General features: G+C 33.8%; 10 protein-coding genes. 5 read left to right on the top strand and 5 right to left on the bottom strand.

All coding sequences use genetic code 11. From position 1 onward, the window contains the following. Positions 1–2: 2 nt before the first annotated feature. Together nagB and FGF67_RS03240 are read right to left on the bottom strand one after the other, a co-directional pair. Positions 3–1,931, bottom strand: coding sequence for a glucosamine-6-phosphate deaminase (gene nagB / locus FGF67_RS03245; RefSeq protein ID WP_139695039.1), 1,929 nt, complete (start codon positions 1,929–1,931; stop codon positions 3–5). 31 nt (positions 1,932–1,962) lie between these two features. Then, entirely contained in the window at positions 1,963–3,774 is a 1,812-nt protein-coding gene (locus FGF67_RS03240) for a sodium:solute symporter family protein (protein ID WP_139695256.1), read from the bottom strand. A 1,139-nt stretch (positions 3,775–4,913) separates the two neighbouring features. Here FGF67_RS03240 and FGF67_RS03235 point away from each other — a divergent pair. From FGF67_RS03235 to FGF67_RS03215, 5 genes are all read left to right on the top strand, one after another. Next, a complete protein-coding gene (locus FGF67_RS03235) occupies positions 4,914–8,129 on the top strand; it encodes a SusC/RagA family TonB-linked outer membrane protein (RefSeq protein WP_139695038.1) in 3,216 nt (1,071 codons plus the stop codon). 35 nt (positions 8,130–8,164) lie between these two features. Further along, the gene (locus tag FGF67_RS03230) at positions 8,165–9,859 is read left to right on the top strand and encodes a RagB/SusD family nutrient uptake outer membrane protein (RefSeq protein WP_158293169.1); all 1,695 of its coding nucleotides are present in this window, start codon (positions 8,165–8,167) and stop codon (positions 9,857–9,859) included. A gap of 188 nt (positions 9,860–10,047) precedes the next feature. Continuing rightward, entirely contained in the window at positions 10,048–13,032 is a 2,985-nt protein-coding gene (locus tag FGF67_RS03225; protein WP_139695036.1) for a polysaccharide lyase family 8 super-sandwich domain-containing protein, read from the top strand. Between the two features lie 135 nt (positions 13,033–13,167). After that, a complete protein-coding gene (locus FGF67_RS03220; RefSeq protein WP_139695035.1) occupies positions 13,168–14,079 on the top strand; it encodes an alkaline phosphatase family protein in 912 nt (303 codons plus the stop codon). Between the two features lie 126 nt (positions 14,080–14,205). Further along, a complete protein-coding gene (locus FGF67_RS03215) occupies positions 14,206–15,402 on the top strand; it encodes an IS256 family transposase (protein WP_139695034.1) in 1,197 nt (398 codons plus the stop codon). A gap of 290 nt (positions 15,403–15,692) precedes the next feature. Here the strand turns inward: FGF67_RS03215 and FGF67_RS03210 are convergent, their stop codons facing one another. From FGF67_RS03210 to FGF67_RS03200, 3 genes are all read right to left on the bottom strand, one after another. Next, positions 15,693–17,204, bottom strand: a complete 1,512-nt coding sequence (locus FGF67_RS03210; RefSeq protein ID WP_139695033.1) for a sulfatase family protein — start codon at positions 17,202–17,204, stop codon at positions 15,693–15,695. Between the two features lie 134 nt (positions 17,205–17,338). Beyond that, positions 17,339–18,970 (bottom strand): sulfatase, encoded by a 1,632-nt coding sequence (locus FGF67_RS03205; protein WP_158293168.1) that lies wholly within the window; start codon positions 18,968–18,970, stop codon positions 17,339–17,341. A 227-nt stretch (positions 18,971–19,197) separates the two neighbouring features. Then, on the bottom strand, positions 19,198–21,939 hold the full coding sequence (locus tag FGF67_RS03200; protein WP_139695031.1) for a DUF4962 domain-containing protein: 2,742 nt from the start codon (positions 21,937–21,939) through the stop codon (positions 19,198–19,200). Between the last annotated feature and the right edge of the window lie 19 nt (positions 21,940–21,958).

Here is a 21,958-nt window from a genome sequence, read left to right as displayed (position 1 = left end):
TATTAATATTCCCATTTGGCGAAAGCTTCCATAGCCGCATAATGCGCAAGTCCAAGCTGATTGTATGTATCAGCCGTTTCTTTATTACGATCTTCTGCTCTTTGCCAAAATTCCCTACTGTCAGCTCCTTGAAAAACCACTCCATCTTTTTGTGATTGATGTTTAAAAATACCATTACGCTTTTGAATAACTTGGCCAGGGCTCATTGGGACAGCCATGTCAATGTCTTCAACATTCCATTCTTGCCATGCACCTCTATATAACCATAACCAACAGTCTTTCATAAACTCTTCGTGTTTTAAGCGTTTTAGAGATTCCATAACTATATCCAAACATACTTTATGGGTGCCGTGGGGGTCTGCTAAATCGCCGGCGGCATATATTTGATGTGGCTTTATACTTTCTATAAGCTCAATTGTTTGGGCAATATCCTTTTCGTCAAAATCATTTTTTTCAATTTTACCAGTTTCGTAGAAGGGTAATTCCATAAAATGAATGTGTTCATCATTTAAACCTATAAAGTAACTTGTTAATCGTGCTTCTCCTTTTCTTATTAGACTTTTAACTTCCCTTAATTCTGGTGTATCAGTTTGACCATTCTTTTTTAGTTTTAAAAAATCTTGAATGCTTGCAAGTATACTTTTGCATGCCGTATTATCAATTTTAAACTTAGTATTAAAATCGGATACAAATTTTACAAACTTTAAGGCTTCATCATCTTCTACAGCAATATTACCTGAGGTTTGATATGCTACGTGTACGTCATGTCCTTGTTCACATAATCTTTTGAAAGTTCCACCCATACTAATGATATCATCATCAGGATGTGGACTAAAAATCAGGACTCTTTTTTTTGCTGGCTCCGAACGTTCAGGCCGTTTGCTGTCGTCAGAGTTTGGTTTGCCACCTGGCCAGCCAGTAATGGTATGCTGCACTTTGTTAAAAATATTAATATTGATATCGTAAGCTGGACCAAAATCTGCCAATAAATCACTCATGCCATTTTCGATATAGTCAGCATCAGTCAGCATTAATATTGGTTTTTTAAGGTGTAGTGCGAGTCTTAAAACTGCTTTTTTTATTAATATATCGGTCCATTTTACCTTTTGAACCAACCATGGGGTTTTTATCCTTGTTAGTTCTGAACTGGAACTTTCGTCTAACACAAAAGTTGTATTGTTATGTTCTTGCAAAAAAGAAGCAGGTACTTGATTAGTCACAGGACCTTCTACCGAAGCTTTGATGATATTGGACTTACCTTCTCCCCAAGCCATTAGAATTACCCGTTTTGCTTCCATAATTTTTTTAACTCCCAGTGTTATTGCTGTCCTTGGAGTATTGCTTAAGCCTGAAAATTCTTTGCTGGCGGCTACCCTCGTAATGTGATCAAGAGCTACTAATCTGGTCTTTGAATTTTGAAGTGAACCTGATTCATTAAATCCTATATGTCCATTACCGCCTATACCTAATAGCTGAAGGTCAATGCCACCTAGAGATTCAATCTTTGATTCGTAATTATTGCAGTATTCCGAAATTTTCTCCTTTACTAGCGTTCCGTCAGGAATGTGAATATTCTCTGGTTTTATATCTACATGATCAAAAAGTAGCTTTTTCATGAAGTGTACATAGCTATGAACAGAATCAGGATTCATAGGATAATATTCGTCAAGATTAAAAGAAATAACATTTTTAAAGCTTAAACCTTCATTTTTATGCATGCGAACCAATTCAGAATAAACACCTTTGGGTGTTGATCCTGTAGCAAGCCCTAAAACACAATGTTGGTTTTGCGATTGTTTTAGCTCTATTAATTTGGCAATTTCTTTTGCTACTGCTTTTGATGCATTAAATGAATTATCAAATATTACAGTATTAACATTTTCAAAACGTTTTTCAAAACCTGTACCTTTATCAGTTTTACTAGTTATCATTATATAAAAATTTGTTTTTTAAATTTTGCGGTTATAGAATATTGTATCTTATTTTTTTCCAAGTTCGCAATAGTAACAAACCTGAAATGATCATCAATATGGTTAGAATAATTGCTTTAATGTATTCACCATAAATCCAAAACCCAGTAGCGAACATAGAAGTATAAACTAATACAGTACCCAATAACATCGCAGAAATTCCAAATTTAATATTCTGATTCTGTTCATTTATATTGAAATTACTGTCTTGCTCAACTGCTTTTCTTGCTATTTTAGTCCATCCTTTACCGTCTGGCTGTATCAGTTTGTAAAAGCCTATCAACGTTTCTTTATTTTCAGGAGGTGTTAAAAAAGTTACAACCAACCAGATTATTGTGGTAGTAATAACAACAAACGGATATTCTAAATAGCTTTCAAAGATACCGTGCTCAACAGAGAATAAATAAACGCCTAAAGGCGTAATTTTGAGAATTATGGTTAATATCCCAGAAGCAAACATAGCTGATATTTCGCTCCATGCATTTATACGCCACCAAAACCATCTTAAAATGAAGATAAGCCCTGTTCCAGCTCCAAAAACCAATAATATTTCAAAAAGTTGAAGTGCACTATGTAGAAATAATGCTAAAAGTGCACTTAGTACCATTAAAACTACAGTTGAAAACCTGCCCACTGCAACTAAGCGTTTCTCAGAAGCCTGAGGGTTTATTTGTTCCTTGTATAGATCAAAAACAATGTAAGATGATCCCCAATTCAATTGGGTTGAAATAGTTGACATATACGCAGCTACCAGAGACGCAAGTACTATACCTAACAAGCCATTTGGTAATTTTGTGAGCATTGCAGAATAGGCTATGTCATGTCCTAATTTGCTATCACTAATATCAGGAAAAGCTTCTTTAATACTCTGAAGGTCTGGAAATACTACTATTGAAGCCAAAGCGATGATAATCCAAGGCCATGGTCTTAAGGCATAGTGCATAATGTTGAAGAAGAAGGTTGCTGCAATAGCATGATTTTCATCTTTAGCAGCTAACATTCGCTGAGCAATATAACCTCCGCCACCGGGTTCAGCACCTGGATACCAAGAGCTCCACCATTGGACAGCTAAAGGTATAATTAGTAAAGTAATTAGGGACTGTTTGTCATTGAAATTAGGAAGAATTGAAAGTTTGTCAACTACATTTACATTAGCTAATAAATTTTCCAAGCCTCCCACTTCAGGTAAGTTTACCAAATAATAAGCAGCAGAAATGGCTCCACCCATCGCTATAAAAAATAGAATAAAATCAGTAAATATTACTCCTTTAAATCCTCCTAATGCACTGAATATAACAGTGATTATGCCCGAACCCACTACCGTCTGCCAAGGAGCCAAGCCTAACATTACATTTCCTATTTTGATGGCAGCCAAGGTAACAGCGGACATTGTTATTATATTAAACACAATTCCTAGGTATATAGCTCTAAATTTCCGCAAAAAGCTTCCTGGTTTACCTCCATAACGTAATTTGTAGAACTCCAAATCGGTTTTAACATTAGATTTTCTCCATAGTTTGGCATAAATAAATACGGTTAGCATTCCTGTTAAAAGAAAAATCCACCAAATCCAATTTCCTGAAACACCATTTACTCTCACAATATTAGTAACCAAATTTGGAGTGTCTGTTGAGAAGGTGGTTGCGACCATAGACACACCTAATAACCACCATGGCATAGTTCGACCAGATAGAAAAAATTCTAATGAACTTTTACTTGATTTTTTGGAAAACCACAGCCCTACAATTAAGATGATTAAGAAAAATGAAATGATTAAAGAAAAATCCAAAAAGTTTAATTTCATGATGTAGCTATTGATTTTGGTAATCCAAAAATAATCCCATAGCAAATCAAACGCGCATAAAATTGTTACCATTACAGATGTCTAATGTTGCGCTATATTGTTCTTGTTGAGTTGTTATAGCCATTAGTTGTTGTCTAGTTGGTTAAGCAAGGCTTAATCAAAAGTAATTAAGTGTTTACTAATTGAAGAAACGGTTGTTTTAAAATGCAGCATTAACAATTACATTGAATTAAAAAGAATAGCAATGATAAATAGTCGATCTGAATTATGTTAACTTGTGTTGATCAGTAGTTGAATTCTAAATTTAAGGAATTTTACGACTTCCAGTATGGGTGTTTCTTGAAAATCTCGAAGATGTCGTTTTTTTAACATCACATTGTCAGAGTATCTTTTTCGGAAAAATCAAAAAACATAATTTTCAAAAATATTGGAAGAACAATATGTGCTTTCATCTGTTTTTAGCAAGAAGTATCAGAAACCCGTTGTTGTAAGGGAGATGTTAGAAGGATTAAAGCAGTTAATTTAGATACTTTAAGAGCGTTCAAAATTCATTTAAAAATGATTTACAAGTGAATAGACTAAGATTATTTCAGTTCAGGGTGTGCTATGCTATTTTGTTACAAGAATGATAGATATTTAAAAAATTATTTCCTAAACATAACTGTGCAAAAAGACTCCAAAAACAAAGGTGATATTGTGGGAATAAAATTATTTACTATTTGATTTTATGTAAACAGTGGTTAAAGTCCAAATGAAGAAACTTTGAGTACTTATTTTAATTATTTAAAGGATTGAGGGCTTTTAAAACAATTTATTATTCGATAACAATTATTTTGATGCTTTTATAGAATTAGTTAGGGTGTTGTGAATCAAAAATACTCAACGATTTAAAGTAAAAATAAAAATATTGATAATGATGACTTGCAGTTTAACAAGTATATTAAAATTTATCTTAGTAAATGTTTTTGATGTAACATTTGACATATTGATAAGAAACATAATCCAATTGTTTTTTTAAAAGCAGGGCCTAATTTTACAAAATCGCTTTTAGTGCAGGTTAAATCTCTGAGTTTTTCACTATTTAAATTCTAAAAACCAAGCACAAATCTTAAAAAATAATTAAACTAACTAGAAAATTTATGAAAAAAGCCAAATTAATTAAAGAGTATGATGTCTCTATTTTTTTAGAGCGTATTAAATTCGTCTTGTTTCTAATGTTATTTTTTCTTTCTGCATCACATCAGGTGTTAGCTAAGAACCTAACAGATGACAAAAAAGAAACCAAGTTAATCGAATTGTTCAATGAAGCTCAAAACGTTGTGAGTGGAATTGTAAAAGACAAAAACGGTCAACCCTTACCTGGAGCTAATGTGTTTTTGAAGGGTACTACAAATGGAGTAGTGACTGATTTTGACGGACTGTTCCAGTTGAATGTTTCAGGTAAAAATCCAATCTTAGTTGTAAGTTTCATTGGGTTTAAAACATCGGAAGTTCCAGTAGCTGGAAAATCGCAAATTGAAATAATTTTGCAAGAAGACGCTCAAAATCTTGATGAAGTGGTTGTTGTTGGATATGGAAGCGTTAAGAAAAAAGATTTGACTGGATCAATAGGTTCGGTTGAGGTAGATGAATTGAACGTTGCTCCGGTTGGTTCATTTGATGACGCCTTAGCAGGTAGGGTTTCAGGTGTTCAAGTGTCTTCAACACAAGGTAGGCCTGGGGCTCCATCAAATATCGTGATAAGAGGTACTGGGTCATTAACTCAATCAAGTGCTCCGCTTTATGTTGTTGATGGATTTCCTATCGGTGATTTTGATCCTTCTTCTATAGATCAATCTGATATAGAATCCATGCAAATTTTAAAAGGTCCCTCAGCCGTATCCATTTATGGAGCTAGAGGAGGAAATGGGGTTATTTTAATTACCACTAAAGGAGGAGTGAAGGGTAAAACTAGAATCACCTATGATGAGTTTTATGGAGTAGAAAATATCACAAAGCGAATAGATGTTATGTCTCCTTATGACTATGTGGACTTGCGATATGAGATAGATCCAATTATTGCTGAAGAACGGTATGGAGATCTAGAAAACTATAGAAATGTAGAGCCAATAGATTGGCAAGGAGAAACTTTTAGACAAACTGAGGTAAGCAGTAGGACATTGTCTGCGTCTGGGGGAACCGATGGTTCAAATTATAATATAGCATTATCCAGATATGAAGGAGAGGGTCTATTGGAAAATAGTGGTTTCAGTAGAACTTATGCTAAAGTAAAGTTTGATCAAAAAATGTCAGACAAGGTAAAAATAGGGACAAATATTTCTTATACCTCTACTGTTGTTGATGGAACCCACACTTCAACTAATATTTTGGATCCCACAGTGGAAGGAGGATCGAGTAATGCTAGATTTAATTTACTTAAAGATATTGTGCAAGGTAGACCAACTGGGGGTATCCAGTATAGTAATGAAGAGATGTTAAACTTACCCGAAGACCCAGAAACCGAAGAAGGTGCCCCAATAACAAATCCTTTGGTTAATGCTCGTACTCAAATAAGAAAAGATGTGCGTAATGTCCTTTTATTTAATGGTTATTTTGATTATGAAATAACAAAGGGTTTACGGTTTAGAACAAGTGGTGGTATTCAAAAGCAAATTAGAAGGCGAGAGTCTTTCGATCAAAAAAATAGTGCTTGGGAAAGGAGAAATGGATTTACTCGTGGGTTTATAACGATTTCTGAACGTTTGAATGCCTTAGTGTCTAGTACGCTTAATTATAGAAAAACGTTTGGGGATAAAAATTATGTAACAGGGTTGTTAGGATTTGATTATCAAAATATTACAGATAAAAGTGTAACTGCTAATGGTGCAAATTTTCCTGAACCTAACCTAGGAGTTGATGACTTGGGTGCTGGTACAACCCCTGGTTTTTCTAGCTCTTTTAGAGCACCAACAAACCGATTAATTTCAGTTTTTGCACGAGCAACGTATACCTATGATGACAAGTATTTATTTACAGGAACAGTGAGAAGAGATGGGTCTTCAAGATTTGGAGAAAATCAAAAATTTGGAACTTTTCCATCTTTTTCAGTTGCTTGGAGATTCGACCAAGAGTCATTTGTAAAATCATTTAAATCATTGTCCAATGGTAAGTTAAGATTTGAATGGGGGCAAGTTGGAAATAATAGAATTCCAGCATTCGTGTCTACTTCGTTGCTAAACAGTGTAACCTATGGAGCTGAGAATGGTACAGTACCTGGGGTAAGACCAGCGAATTTGGCAAATCCAGACATAAGGTGGGAAGCGCAAGAGCAAATTAATTTGGGTATTGATTTAGGGTTTTTTAATAATAAACTTTCTTTAACGGCAGATGTGTTTAGAAAAACATCTAAGGATTTATTATTAGAAACACCAGTTCCTGGAAGTACTGGTTTTACTGAGGTATTTAGTAACGCAGGTAAAATTCAAAATGAAGGACTTGAAATTGCTATTAATTCAGTTAATTTTAATAAGAAATTCAAATGGAATACTAATTTAAATATTACGTTCCCTAATGCTAAAACACTCGCTCTTGTTGAGAGTGATACCTTGTTAAGTAATTCAGGTTGGAGAACAAATAACCCAAGTGTAGACCCATACTCCCAAGATTTTATAACTACAGTAGGGCAACCATTTGGTTTGATGTATGGCTATATAGATGATGGTCTTTATAGAGAGGAAGATTTTGATGCTAATGGAGATCCGTTTATTGATGTGGCTTTTGGTAACGAAGAATTAGGATTTAGAAAATATGTCGATGTAAATGATGACGGTGTAATCAATGAAGACGATAAAGTTGTTATAGGTAACCCTAATCCTAAGTTTTTTGGCGGTTTAACAAATAATTTTGCTTACAAAGGTTTTGATTTGAGCATTTTCTTGCAATGGTCATACGGAAATGATATTTATAACGCCAATAGAATACTCTGGACTAGTGACCTTCAGGCTGTTAGAAATTTTATTCCTGAGGTAGTTAACAGATGGAGAGATAGCAATACTCCAGAACAAAACCGTGGGGCAACGTTTAGAAATGCCAGAGACCTATCGGCAGCACTTACAACTCAATATATTGAGGATGGTTCATTCCTACGATTAAAAACAGTTTCTTTGGGATATAGCATGCCAAAAAAGGTTCTAGAAAAAATCAAATTACAAAAGTTGCGTCTATATATTACAGGTCAAAATTTAATTACTTGGACAAACTATTCTGGTTATGACCCAGAAGTAAGTACCCGTGGAAACGGCTTGACATCTGGAGTAGATTTTGGAGCGTATCCTCGCAGTAAAACTTATGTTTTAGGTATTTCTTTAGGCATTTAAAATAAAAATAAATAAAAAATAAAATGATAAAAACTATGATTTCAGTTTTAGTAAAATTTATCAAATTTAGAAGTCTATTTTTGATAGCGATTATTTTCATAGGGGTTACCTCCTGTGAGGAAACACTTGAAGAAGAAACCTACTCTTCTTTTACGGCCGACAACTTTTACACTGATACAAATTCAGCAGAATTAGGTATAATGGGTATTTATGACGCGTTATCGAATAGGAATCTTTATGCTCAACGTTACTTACTATATTTTCAATCTAGTGACCTACAACGTCATTGGAGACAAGGTAGGGGAAATGATGATGACAGGCTATCTAATTTTGATATTGAAGAGAATAACGGAATTATAAGTAGTGTTTGGAATGCGTTTTACGACGGAATTTATCGTGCCAATTCAGCAATAGATAAAGTGACTCTACTTAGAGATTTTGCCCAGTCTTCTGGACAGACAACTGATTTAGAAATCTATAATAATCTATTAGGGGACGCTTATTTTTTAAGAGCTTTTATGTATTTCCAACTAGTAAAAAATTGGGGAGATGTGCCATTAAGACTAAGTCCTAACATTTCTTTAGATAATGTTAAAATTGAAAGAACTCCTTCTGTAGAGATTTACAATCAAATCGAGTCTGATATGCTATTAGCCATATCATTATTGCCGGAGGCTTCATCAATTAAAAGCCCTGCAAGAATAAATAAAGGTGCGGCGCAAGGAATTTTAGCCCGTATTTATCTTCAATGGGCAGGTAACCCGATCAATGATACTTCAAAATATAGTAAAGCCGCAGAGCAAGCATGGGCTGTTGTTAATAGTGGGCAACATTCGCTTAATACCATTATTGAGCCTACTGGTATTGGAGCACCTTACGACTTTCCATTCCCCAAGGTATATAAAAATCTAGCAGAGAATGTGTATGATTTATCAGAAAGTATGTGGGAGATTCATTTTTCATATCCAGGATTAACAACAGCTGATGCTGGTTATGTAGGTACTTGGCACGGTGTAGTTTCACATACTCGATCTTCGTTTTCAAGAGGGGCACCTAGATGGTATGCATTACCTACATTTTTTGAGTCTTTTGAGGCTAATGATACGTTAAGAAGAGATTGGTCTATTGCGAGGTTTCAAATTGATCGTAACGATAATTTTATTGAACCGCGAGATGATTTGAGGTGGGGTGTTGGAAAATATAGAAGATATTTAATGCCTACTTTGTCTCCAAACTTTAATGCTGAAGCAATGAATTGGCCAATAATTAGGTATGCAGATGTATTATTAATATTAGCTGAAAGTATAAATGAAACCATTGAAGCTGGAGGTACTCTTCCTCCTGGAGTGTCCATACAAACAGCATACGAATCAATAAATAAAGTAAGAAGAAGAGCAAGAAAATTAGACATTGATTCACCCGATTCCTCTGTTGACCTTTCTGGAAGTGGAGGAGATACTTTTAGACAGGAAATTAGAAACGAACGCGCTTGGGAATTATGTTTTGAAGGGGTTAGAAGGTATGACTTAATTAGATGGGGAATCCTTGTAGATGCCTTAAAAAAAGCGGGAACAGATTTGGAAGCGGCTGGTTATGATGCTTCACAAAATTATTTTCCAGCGGCAAATGTTCAGGAAAAGCATAATCTTTTGCCAATACCTGTTCTTGCTGAGATTAATCAAAACCCTAATATCTTAAATACAGATCCTACAAACAATGGGTATAGATAGTCAATTTTGATTTATTAAGATGAATATACAGCCCCATTATCTAATAATTTTTAAACCTTAAGAACAAAAGAGGTGCATTAACGCACCTCTTTTTTATAAATATATTTTTTATATCCCTTAGAAGTCGTTCAATATTTGAAATTAATGCACAAGTATAAAATTAACTTATAATCTGAAGCAAAAAACATATGAAACAAATTCTATTTTATCTGTATAGTCTTGTCTGTATATTGATTACGTATGGACAAGAAAAAGAAATCTTGTTTGCCGACTATTTTGATATTAATACTAATAAAAATGAAGGCTCCATTGTAAATGGCAAAATAAATTTAAAAAGGAATAAAGACTATTTAAATGAAAGAGTTCCATCAACCTACAGTTTTAAAATTATTAAATCTGACACCGATATTTTTGATCTTAAAACAGAGTTTGATGAACAAGGCAGGTTGTTTGGCTTGTTTATGGTAGCGAAAGGAAAAAATACAGGTAAACAAGATTCTAGGGAATATAACTTGCTGGTTGAATTGCGGTCAGAAGGTCAAGTTTTAGCAACAAAGAATATAAAGATTCATGTAGTAGAAAAAACAATGTGGGATCATTTCATTGAGTTTTACACTCCTATAACTTTAACAACCCCAAGATTATATGGAAGGAAAAAGATTAAAGAAGAAGATTTACCGCAGTTAATAAATCAGCTTTTAAAAAATAATGGACAATTTGAATTTACTTCAATGTACGAAAAATCTATTTTAGATTATAGTAAGAGAGGAGAGATTGAAATTGAGTGGCAAAAAGTTTCAAATATTATTGGAGGTTTGGGATATGCCTATGCAAATTCTAAAACATATGGCTTACCTAGTGGTAATAGGGTGAATATAGAAAAACTAAGACACGCTATATACAAAGCAGTGATACAATATGCAGACCAATTACCTGTTGAGCCTAATGATGTTATTATTAACGGTAAACCGATTGGTAATGATCTAGGAGATGGTTTTAGCAAACTTAAAGATTATGGTTATCTTTCAACTCAAATAGTTACTCATCAATGGATTGTAACAGATGCCCTTGTAGCGCCTTTAATAAATATATGGCCTAGTGTTTTGGATGACATATCAAGAGGAGACGAGGAAGCAAAAAAACTTTACAATTCAGTATTAAGGTTTTATCAGTTATTTTTCTCTATATCAACTCCAAGAAGGGCTATGGATGATAACAATCAACGTTGGAAAAATATTTCTAAATTTAATTACTCTGAAGGAGCTTGGTCTGATGCTAATATTGGACATCGTATGCGTACTTTGATGGCTCTTCCTATTTTGTGGGTGGATTATAACAGGCCAATAACTTATGTACCGTATTGGTACGATGATTATTTCAATAATACGAAATTTGAAGGTCTTACATTTGCACATGGTTGGTCACCAAACGGTGTTGTAAAGGATTTAAGAAATTGGTGTAATAAACTTTCTCTTCCTAGCCACACATATAACCAGTCTGGTTTTCATCCAGATGGTACAGTTTCTCATCATCTTGGTAACAATTCATCCGATGTGGCAATGGATGCCTACGGGTTTGAATGGCTTACAACAGTAAATAAGGCTATTCCTTACTTTAAAAATACGCCATTTCCTCTAAAGGACGAAAATTATCAATTCATAGCAGATCGCTTTAACTACACATATCGAAGAATGATTTATAAGGATAATTTAGACTATGTGGTAACAGGACGTAGCTTTTTTGGTGATTTATCTGACTTTGGTTCTAAAAAAGTTGCTAGGGAAATAAAAATTTTATTGGAAGGTAAATCTCCAACTACAAAGATAGAGAACGAAAAAGAATTGATAGAATTGAAAGATGCGCTAAAAAGCAAAACGCATACATTCACAGGAACTACTGCTTTTTGGAATGCTGATTACCTAATGCACAGAAAAGAAAATAAAGAAACTAATTATTTCTTTTCGGTAAAGCACAAGTCGATTCGTACATCAGGAGCAGAAGATTTTTCAAAGGTTCGTAAGTCTTGGCATACTGGAAGTGGTGTGTTTCAACTTATGGTAGAAGGGGATGAGTATTCTACAGAAGTGAAATCTAATGCTGATTGGCATACTATGCCTGGAGTTACAGAAGAGTGGAACACAACTCCGTTGCCCAAGAAAGGGCATGCCTCTGATGCAAAACCGGGAGACAATTTATTTTCGGGGATTTTATCTGACAATGAATATGGGCTAACAGGGTACCATCATTTACCTCGCGATTCCTATACCGCCGCAGAAGCCTTAAAGTCTTATCATCTGATTGATAACTATGGAATAGCCTTGGGTAGTAATATTCAAAGAAAATTGCATTCTGTTGGAAAAGAACCCATTGTGACATGCATTGATCAATCCAAATTCGATTCGACATTAACTTTTTGTCTTAATGGAACCGTAGGTGAAATTAAGCCAGGTGAAAATACAAATTTATCAGAACCAATAACAGAACCTTCATGGTTGCATCATGGTAAAAAAGGTTATTTAATATTTCCAAAAAACAAACAAGACCTTCAAATAAAAACAGGCAAAGAGATTAATGTTACAGCATCTGATCTGAAAATTTCCAAAAGCAAGAATTTTATTCTAGCGCTTAATCATGGTATAAAGCCTAATAATAAAGAGGGTAACGATTATCATTACGTTCTTCTTGCAGGCGTAGAGGTAGGAGACATGCAGAACGCCTTAGATTCTTATCTGTTAGATTTAAAAACGTATTATTTGAAAGACAAGTACCATGCATTAATTAGTAATAAACATAATTTGATGCAAATTGTGTTTTTTGATTCGGCCAGAGCAAAATTAGAAAATGATACATGGGTTGAAGCTGATAAACCAGCCCTAGTGATGATAAAAGATTTAAGTAGTGCAATTCGTTTATCAGTTACAGACCCTATGCATAACCTTGAGTCTGATAAAATCACCTTAAAAGTTCCCTTTAAATTAAAACCTGGTAGCTATGAATACAACTTTTCTGGAATACAGCAACAAAGAGGTGAAAATGTGTTAGTCACTCAATCCGATAAAGAGTCGATTATAACCATTAATTTACCTGATAAAAATGATGGTAGTTTCTATAGTTACAGAGAAGAATTATATGCTGGGGCACCTATTGTTTTGGTATTAGAAAAACAAATGTGATTTAAAATCAATAATTATTTCAGTTATTGGTCATCTTGGTTTTCTGCTCAAATCTAAAGAACTACTGTACTAAGTCAATAAATATGTTTAACAGATAAGATATAATATCTTCTTAATAAAAGTTAATTAAAAAATATGAATTTTAAAAAAATAGCCCAAAATGTTTTTGTACTCAGCTCATTATTTCTCATACTAAGTTGTACCAAGCCACAAAATAAACGCATAGTCATAATTGGTTTAGACGGATTAAGTGTAGAAGGGTATCAAAAATCTCAACATCCAAATTTAGATTCTCTAATGGAACAAGGAATTTTGTCTTTAAATACCCGATGTGTAATGCCTTCAGTAACATTACCAAATTGGACAAGTCATTTAACTTCCGGAGGCCCCGAACAGCATGGTGTAACCTCAAATAAATGGAGAATAGATAATCAAAGACTTCCTCCTATAGAAAAAGATGATTTAGGTTATTATCCTTCTGTATTTAAAATTTTAAAGGAACAAGTTCCAGGCGTAAAAATAGGTTATTATTACAACTGGGCTAATTTGATTAATTCAATTAATAAAGTTTATATAGATGACTTGAGTTATGAAGAGAATGATGGATATCATGAAAATTATAATAAAGCATATAACTTTATAGTTGACAACAAACTTAATCCAACATTAGTCTTTTTATATTCAGTTCATGTTGATCATGCTGGTCATAAATATAATTGGATGTCGTCGGAATACATAAAATCTATAGAAGATATTGATGTAGAAATCGGTAATTTGGTTAACAGGCTAAAATCTTCTGGACTTTATAAAAATACAAATTTTTTATTGATAACAGATCATGGTGGAATAAAAAGAGGTCATGGTGGTTTGAGTCAAGAAGAGATGGAAGTTCCATGGGGAATCACTGGGCCAAATATTGCAAAAGGAAAAACACTTACTGAACCTAATAGTAATGCAAATACAGCAAAAGTAATAACGACGCTTTTTGAATGTAAAGAGACACCTAAATCATGGATTGGTAAAGTGCCTAACTCTATTTTTGAATAAACAAAATCACTTTTAATTAAGAGCTTATTTTATTTTAAGGTAGTATCTCACTAAGTGTGTAAAGTTTAAAATATCGAGGGTTGCCCCCCTCGATATTTTTTGTTTAATTTTAAATTTTATACACTTATGAAGAAAGAAGATTTACTAAACGATGACTTTTTAAAACAGTTCAGAACAGGAGACGAACTCACCTCCTTTCTAAAATCCATCCAAAAGCGGGGCATTGAAAAAATGCTGGAAGGCGAACTTGATGCCCATTTGGATTATGAAAAGCACCAGCAATCCGATAACAGCAATACCCGTAACAGTTACGCTTCCAAGAAGATAAGAACGGCATTGGGAGAGACCAACATTAAAGTGCCCCGAGACCGGGAAGCCTCTTTTGATCCCATGCTCGTCCCTAAACGAACGAATATGGGCGATGGCATAGAAAACGTCATTATCAGTCTGTATGCCAAGGGTATGAGCAATTCCGATATTGAAGAGCAAATACGTGAAGTATATGGTTTTGATGTATCTACATCCACCATATCCCGCATCACCGACAAGGTGGCCAACGATATAGTGGCATGGCAAAACAGGCCGTTGGAACCTGTGTACCTGATTACCTGGATGGACGGTATCGTATTCAAGGTTCGTGAGAATTCCAAGGTCGTGAACAAGACCATGTACATTGCCGTAGGATTGCGCAGGGACGGCAAAAAGGAAGTCTTGGGGCTTTGGTTGGGCAAGAACGAATCTGCAGCCTTTTGGATGAGCGTACTGACCGATATCAAGGCCAGGGGCGTTCAGGACCTGCTGATCACTGCCACAGACAACCTTAACGGTTTTACGGATACCATTAAAAACGTTTTTCCTGACTCCAAAACACAAATTTGTGTAGTGCACCAGATTAGAAACGCCTGTAGATACGTGGTATGGAAGGACAAAAAGGAATTCACCAAGGATATGAAAAACATCTATGATGCACCTACTAAAAGCGCTGCTAAAGCCGCTCTGGACGATTTTGCGGGAAAATGGGAGCACAAGTATTCTTATGCTATCAAAAGCTGGAGAGATAACTGGGAGGAACTTACCGCTTTCTATGAATTCCCTTTAGAAATCAGAAAAATCATTTACACCACCAACCTTATTGAAAACCTTAATGGAAAAATCAGGAAATACACCAAGAACAAGCTTTCGTTCCCAACAGATGAAGCTGTTATGAAATCCACTTTTTTAGCTTTAAGGGAGGCGACTAAAAAATGGTCCATGCCCATTAGAAATTGGGGCATTATTTTAAACCAGTTTTTGACTATATTTGAAAAAAGGGTCCGACTCTAAAAAAGTCAAACCCTCGATTTAAAACTTACACACTTTACGGGATAGTGTCTTTTTTAACTTAGAATTACAAAAAATGATAATTTTAAAATGGCTTTATAATAGGTAACATTTTTTAGGGAAGGTTACAAAAACAGGGAAACATTCATTATATGGTGTCATACCCCATCTTCCAGATTTAGCAGTAGTGTTTTTTATTATTGACCATATTTTATTCTAAAAGCATATTGAAACAGTAATAAAAATGACATTAAAAATTCGAGGCTTCCCTTTACAATTAGGTTTTATTTATATTAGGGTAAAGGCTTCTCTATTTTATATAGTTCTTTTAACTTGAGAAGTTCTTTTTTCATTTTAGAAATTTTGTTACTGTTTTTTAGTTTAAGGTATAAATTATTCATTTCTGAAGGGTCTTTCTTTAAATTGTAAAATTCCCATTCCTCTCCATTTGGTACATCTTTTCCATAAAACCTAATTAATTTAAAGCGCTTGTTTGCTATACCCTCATGCCTACGAACGGAGTGTGCCCCTGGATATTCATAGTAATGATAATAGAGGCTTTTTCTCCAATCTTTAGGTGTCTTTCCTTTTAAAATTGGTACTAAACTTTTTCCTTGCATATCTTCTGGAATTGGTGCTCCCGCAATTTCTAAAAAGGTCTCAGCAAAATCTATATTTTGCACTAAATCTGAATTTACGCTTCCTGCTTTGGTCTTACCTGGCCATTTTACGATAAGAGGTGTTCTAAATGATTCTTCATACATAAAACGCTTATCAAACCAACCATGTTCACCCATATAAAAGCCTTGGTCTGATGAGTACATAATTATAGTATTTTTATCTAGACCTGTCTTTTTTAGATAAGTTAAAATGCGCCCGATATTTTTATCTAGACTCCAAATGCATCGTAGGTAATCTTTCATGTAGATTTGATATTTAAGTCTTAGTAACTCTTTATCCTTTAAATTTAAGTCTTTGAATTTTTCCCGCCTTTTATCAAATCTATTGTCAATCTCTTTAGGTACTTTTAAAGAGGCTTTTTCATCTGCCTTAGTCATTTTTAAATCTATATGCATATTCATATGTTTAAGAATGCTCATTTTTTGTCTGTGGGCTGCCGTTGTCCTTGTGTTATAATTATCAAATAAATTGATGGGCTCTGGTATTTCAACATTTTCATACATATTTATGTGAGCACTATCTGGTACCCATGGTCTATGCGGTGCTTTATGATGCAACATCATCATAAAAGGCTTATTTTTATCACGTTTATTTTCTAACCAATCTAAAGATTTATCTGTGATAATATTGGTAGTATAACCTTTATATTCCTTCCTTCCTTTATCCGAGAGCAGCACAGGGTCTACATAGGAGCCTTGTCCTAAAAGTACTTCCCAGTAATCAAACCCTTGCATATTGCCTCTTAAATGAATTTTTCCAATCATAGCGGTTTGATAACCATTTTTTTGAAGTATTTTTTGAAACTGTTGTTGATTGTGATCAAATGGGTGTTTTTTAGAATTGGTAAATTTACCATTTAAGTGACTCATTTTACCTGTTAATAAAGTTGCTCTACTTGGTGCACAAATAGAGTTTTCCACATAACACTTATTGAAAATCATACCTTCTGAAGCTAACTTATCTAAGTTAGGTGTTGGATTAAGGTTTTGCAACCTTCCGCCATAAGCGCCAATGGTTTGATACGAATGGTCATCGCTGAAAACCCAAATAATATTGGGTTTTTCTTGAGAAAATGCCAAATAATAGCATAGTAAAGACAATATTAGGAATGATTTAGTTTTCATTTTTTTAATTAATTGAAATATATTGTTTAGCTTCAGTAAGCTAAAAGAAATATTCAGAATTTGTTTAAGGTAATTGATGAAAATCATAATTTGAAAATTTATAGTTGTATTTTTTTAAGTAAATTATTAGGTTTTTATGACAGTATATTAATATACTTTTTAGGACTTTTCATCTTTTTTATCTTTAGTAAGATATCATTGAAAACGTCTCTTCTTTTATCAATGAGGTTGTTGTTTTCCATTATCCCACTTTGACCTTTAATATCAAAAAGTTTGTTTTTTCTCATTTTATCTTTGAAAATAATCGCTTTCCATCTTCCCATACGAACAAAATGTTTAACCTCTGGATATTCTGGTAACGTTTTGTAGATTTTTTCCCTTATTTTTTTGTATTTAGGTTTATTTGCCAAATTAAAAAATTGATGGGGGTCATTTTGTAGACTATACAATTCATCGCTACCATCAAAATAATGAATGTAGTACCAATCATTATCAATTATTGCGCTGTTTCCTAAACCAAAAGTTGAAGTTACAAATCTATTATGATCTATTGGTGTTGCTTTTGATAGGTAGGGTATAAGTGACTTTCCGTCTAAGTTAGTCTTAGAATTATTGGTATGAAGGTCTAGTAATGTAGGAAATATATCTATAAGGCTAACTACTTGCTGAGACTTCATACCAGCTTCAAATCCAGCCAAATTCATTTGTTTAGGGGGTACAATTATCAATGGTACTCTTTGAGACCTATACCATCCTGTCCACTTTCCCCAATGTTGTTTTTCTCCTAATTGCCATCCATGATCACTAAACAAAACAATGAAAGTGTTATCAGCATAATTGCTGTTGTCCAAAGCTTTAATAATTTTTCCCAATTGAGTATCAATAAATGTTATTGATGCCATATATGATGACACTGCATCTTGCCATTGGTTATGTTTTAAAACAGTTTTATGAGTTCCTGATGTTCCTGCTAACAATGAAAAATCTCTTCCTGTATCTGATAAATCATCCAAATCATTTTCATTTATTTCTGGAAGCTTAACGTGTTTGGGAGGATACAAATCATGATACTTTTTTGGTGCAAATAAAGGTTGGTGAGGGCGGAAGAAACCTAACCCTAAAAAAAAAGGTGTAGAATACTCTTTCTTAAGTTGTTCAACTCCCCAATTTGCTATTTTTCCATCCTGCATTTGATCATCACTGATATCTAGCGGTCCCCAATCAAAAGTATTGTACTTGTTATATGGTCTATCATTAGTCATACGATTTAAAGGTAAAATAGCTTTCAGTTTACCGGGCCCTCTATTTACTTCATGTACTGGATTTTGTAGTCTAGAATTTATTTCTCCATCTACAAAAGGTCCTCCACTTACACATGTATCAGGTCCCAAATAATCAAAATGACTTTTAGCATAATCGGTTGTTTGATGAAACAGTTTACCAGCACCAAGAATAGTATAGCCATTTTGTTGAAAGTATTTAGGTATAGTTGTTAAGTCAGGTCTACTTTCTATACTATCACTATTGGTGTATAAATCCGAGTTAAAAGGATATATGCCTGTAAAAACTGATGCTCGTGAGGGCGAGCAGAGTGGGGCGGCACAATACGCTTTATTAAAGGAAACTCCCCTTGATGCTAGTTCATCGAAATTGGGTGTAATCATCTCTTCTTTACCCATAAAACCAAGCCAATCATTTAGATCATCTACCGCAATAAAAAGAATATTGTAATTTGTTTTGTCGGCACTCTTAGAACTGTGAACCAAGACCCTTTTATTTTGTGTAGTGTTACAGCCGTAAAAAAGAATTATGAAAAGGGTTGCTAAAAATACGGATGTTTTTATATGGAGGTTTTTTATTGCTAACATGTTTTATGGCTCGAAATAGTCAATCTAAAATTTTAATATGAGAAGGATTGCTATTAATTGGACTTGAATTGGTTTATTTATATAACAAAGACACATTATTCATTATTTTATTATTATTTAATAAATCACCTAACATCAAGATTTGGAACTATATCAGGATACATATCAATAGCTTCTTGCCATCCTTTTTTTGACTCAAAAAGTATGGTACTGTTATAATAATTCCTCTTATAGTTATAACTTTTGTCAATATTCTCTCCGTACAGTAGATAGCTATCACTATATTTACTTTTAACCTCAAGTCTAGAAGGTTTATTTACATCTAACTCTGCATATATTTTATAATCATTAAGTTCTATGGGAACATTATCTTTAAGCTGAATTATTTTATTTAAATTGTCTTTTTCTTCATCAATTTGTAAAATGGCTAAGAACCTCATTTTTTTAGATTTAATTTTGTTTTGGGCCACAAACCTGTATTGTTTGTCATCAAATTTGATAGCAGGTCTTCCTCTTTGCGGGTTTAACCAATCTACAGGCTGGATATCATATTTATCATTTAATTGATATGTTAAATTTAGAGACCCAAAAACATTTGCAGTAGATTTTGCCCATTTTGCATTCGAAATTAAAGTTGTTTTATTTTCTGCAAGAAAAAAGTTAGCCGATTCTCGACCCTGTAATTGAAAAGTCCAAGTGATTGGTTTTTCAGATTCTAGCTCGTCATAAATTATTACTGTTGATGGTCTTAAAAACGCAATATGTCTTCTAAATAGTTTTAGCCTAGGGTCATCACTTTCATCTAAAATAAAACCATTTTCATCAGTATACGCATCTGAATTTTTTAATACAGTTATCCAGTTTATGGCGCTTTTATCAAACTTTCTGTACGCTTTTGAGGCATCTCCCAAAGCATAAGTAATTTCATTACCTGTTAAATAGCGCGGAATCCAACCATAGGAATTATAGTCATATCCTTGACTTTTACCATCAACAAGAATAGTGTTCTTGGCCTTGGTGTGTTTTTGTTCTAAAAGATAATGTTTGTCTCTTGTAGTTATTCTATAACCCCTCGGATAAAATATTGGTTTGCCTTTGTAACTAATATTAAAGGAATTTTGATCTGCATGACCATGCGAACCAACACCAAAGGGACTACTCTTAAATGCTACAAATAGATTGTTATCTTCATTAAAAACATCAGTGTGCATAGCTACTATACCAGTTTCTCTAAATAAGGCTGATTGATTAATATTAGTACTGTTTGTATTTTCAATTTTTTTAGGGTGTTGCCTTAATCTGTATTCCTTAAAGGAGTTATTCGAGAATTTAAATTCTTTTGAAGTATCCTGCCCACTGAGTTTATAGGCATATTGAATCGCAAAAGGATCATTGATCTCTTGACCTAAAATATATGCAAACTCTGCTCTTTTACTGTTAATCTTTTTAATTCTTTCGAGTCCATCACCAAACCCGTCTCCACTAGAATTAGGTGGGACTAAGTAAGCCAATCCTTTTGAGCAATTCTGGAACCATGGGTGATTGAAGGTATTAACACCAAACATCTCCTTAAAAAGGAGGTAGTTGTTTACCCATGAGTCCATATTTACATGCACGTACCCAATATTGCCATTAGGCCAAGCACCATCAGTTAAAGTACCGCCACCAGGTGTTCTTGACAACCAAATATCATACAATGTTTTTATCCATTTTTCAGCTTCTTTCAAGTGATTCTTCATAATTATTGCGGATTGAAAAAAATCATAGTACGTATGTTGAAAGAAATGGGCAAATAGAATTCCATCTTCAGAACCAACATTTGATTGCATTAAGTGACTCATAATTTGGATCCCTGTGCCTGCAATAAAAGTTTCATAAAGTTTTCTTTCTTTATTCGAGAGTAGTGTAAATGCATTATCATAAACGTGAGCCAGTGTAGACATTGCAGTGGCGCCCGAAAAATCTGATTTTTTATAGACCTCTACTGGATTTAATTCGAGTATGGTATTTGCAAAATACCGAGCTTTCGTTAAATACTTGATATCATTTTTAATTGCATAACTTAAGACTAATGATTTTATTGCGTCACATTTGTTTCCAACTTCATATTTCAACCTAAACCTTTCAATCTGCTCAATTTCCTGTTGGGTTGCGTCAGCAGGTATTGGCTCACCTTTAACAATAAAGTCTGAATTATATTTTTTCAATGCCGAATTACCTGAAGCTATAATACTATTTATAAGATTCATTTGATCTTTATTTACTTCAGTCAAAGAAGGTAGCATTACAATTCTAGGGTGTTTTGTAGGAATCACATCATAAGCTTCTTCTGAATTTGGAGACTCAAGAACAATTAGATCTTCTTCCACTGTAAAACTGTAGGTTCGCGACCACACCCTTTCTTTGCCATTATTAACCATGTATCTCCAAAACCATTTTCCTTTACTGAAGCTTTTGTGCGGGTTATACATAGGGAGAATTAAATTTTCGATAGTTATAGTGTTATTAGATAAAAAGGAACTATCTCTACTTATCTGCACGGAATAGGTATCAAATTCATCAACCTTTTTAAAGTCAGGAGTGTAAGGAAACCCATCAGGGAACGTATAATCACTCATAGGCCACATTAGCGAGGGTGGATTTGAAATTAACTTTTGGCCAGCTATAGGATATGGATATGTTCTGTTACCTTTTGGACGTAAACAATCCAAAGATAAAAACTTTGTTGCTGAAGGAAGCTGATCTTTGTCAAAATTGGATGATGTTTCAACAGTTTTTCCTGAATTTATATGACTATTTAACTTTGAAGAATCTTTACATCCTATCAAAAAAATTAAAATTAAATATAAGGGAAGATATTTTAACATTTTTGGTGCTATTTTAATC

This window comes from Allotamlana fucoidanivorans (genome assembly GCF_006265225.1).
Classification (GTDB): Bacteria; Bacteroidota; Bacteroidia; order Flavobacteriales; family Flavobacteriaceae; genus Allotamlana; species Allotamlana fucoidanivorans.
This window is presented reverse-complemented; position numbering and strand designations above follow the sequence as displayed.